Origin of the sequence: Sphingomonas sanguinis, from assembly GCF_001476905.1 — a bacterium.
Lineage (GTDB): Bacteria > Pseudomonadota > Alphaproteobacteria > Sphingomonadales > Sphingomonadaceae > Sphingomonas > Sphingomonas sanguinis_B.
Window position 1 is genome coordinate 1 of the sequence record NZ_LDTE01000194.1, and the last position, 1,547, is coordinate 1,547.

Genomic DNA, 1,547 nt, shown 5'->3' on the forward strand with positions numbered 1-1,547 from the left:
CGCGGTGGGTCTGGCGGCGGGTTTCCTCGAACCGCTGGAGGCCTCAGCCATCGTGCTGATCGAGCTGTCGGCCAAGCTGATCGCCGAGCAGATGCCAGCCTGTCGCGAGGTGATGGATACGGTCGCGCGGCGCTTCAACGACACGACGCTATATCGCTGGGGCCGGATCGTCGATTTCCTGAAGCTGCACTACGCCCTGACGCAGCGCACCGACAGCGACTTCTGGCGGGACAATGGCCGTCCCGAGACCATGCCCGATCGGTTGCGCGACCTGATGGAGCTGTGGCGCTATCAGGTGCCGTGGATGCACGACGAATTCGACCGGGTGGAGGAGGTCTTCCCCTCGGCCAGCTATCAATATGTCCTCTATGGCATGGGGCAGCGGACGGAGATCGCACCGGGGAGCCTCGCCGCCGAGACCATCGCGGCGCAACGGGCGCGACGGGAGAATGACGTACAGACCGGGCGGTTGCTGGCGGGCCTTCCGCGTCACCGCGACCTGATCCGCAAGATTGTCGAGCGGGGACTGCCGACGATTTAGGCCAAGGGACGACCTTCAGCGCCCCGTCAGCGTGAAGCTGTCGACATCCATCCACCCGCCCGTTGCGCCGGAATTGTAGCAGAACAGCGCATATTGCTGGCCCTGGAACGTGCCCGTCCGCCAGTCGAACGCCAGCGGGAAGTCGCCGCCCAGCATCCGCCAGTCGTGGCCGTCGCTGCTGTAAGCAACGCTCGCCCGGTCGGTTTTGAAGTCCATATCGGTGCGCAGGAACAGGCGCTCTCCTGACAAGGGCTGTGCATCGACGCGGACATCGGTCTTCTGACTGGTGGCCTGGTCCTCGATCACGCGCATGGTCAGCGTCAGTCGTCCGTCGCGGCCCCGGCCGACCGCGATATGGCCGCTATATTTGCCGAACGTGCCGAACCCGCACTGGTCGCCCACCCGGATATGCGAGGCGTCGATCGCGACCACGCCCCGGCTGAATGGCCCTTGCCCTTTTTGGAGGAGGGTGTTGCGGGCGTTCCACAGCGCGGGCGCCTGGGTCGCGCGCAGGCGGAGATAGCCGGGACGCTCGGTGAGCGACCAATGGTCGGGCAGGGGATTGTGGTTCCATTGCCATTGCAGGCCGAGCTTGCGCCCCGCAAAATCGTCCGAGGCGGGGAGCAGGGTGACCGGCTGGCCCTGGATCGGCTTGGTCGCGGTGGCGGGGACACGACCGGGGGCTTGCGGCGTGCCCCAGACGGGCCAGCCGTCCTTCCAGAAGACCGTGCTGATATTGGTCATCCGCCCGACCGCACCGGCATCGGTCATGACGAAGCCATAGTCGGTGCCGTCGGGCAGGTCGACGATCGCGCCCTGATGGCCGCCCGTCGTGTCGTCGATTTGGTCGCGGGTTTCCCAGGGCCCGAACAGGCTTTTAGCGCGGGAAACGGTCATGCCCAGTCGCCGGGGAATGGCGTTGAACATGTAGTAATAATCGCCGCGTTTGACGATCTTCGAGCCCTCCGCACCCCTGTTGTAATAGACGACACGCTTGTCGGTGACG

General features: G+C 65.5%; 2 protein-coding genes. One reads left to right on the top strand and one right to left on the bottom strand.

Features of this window, described 5'->3' with window-relative positions:
* Positions 1-541 (top strand): tryptophan 7-halogenase (locus tag SB4_RS18510; protein WP_193753894.1); only part of this gene is annotated, 541 nt, incomplete at its 5' end.
* A 15-nt stretch (positions 542-556) separates the two neighbouring features.
* On the opposite strand, the gene SB4_RS18515 is transcribed toward SB4_RS18510, so the two are convergent.
* Positions 557-1,547: glycoside hydrolase family 43 protein (locus SB4_RS18515; protein ID WP_153006347.1), on the bottom strand; the 991-nt coding region annotated here is incomplete at its 5' end.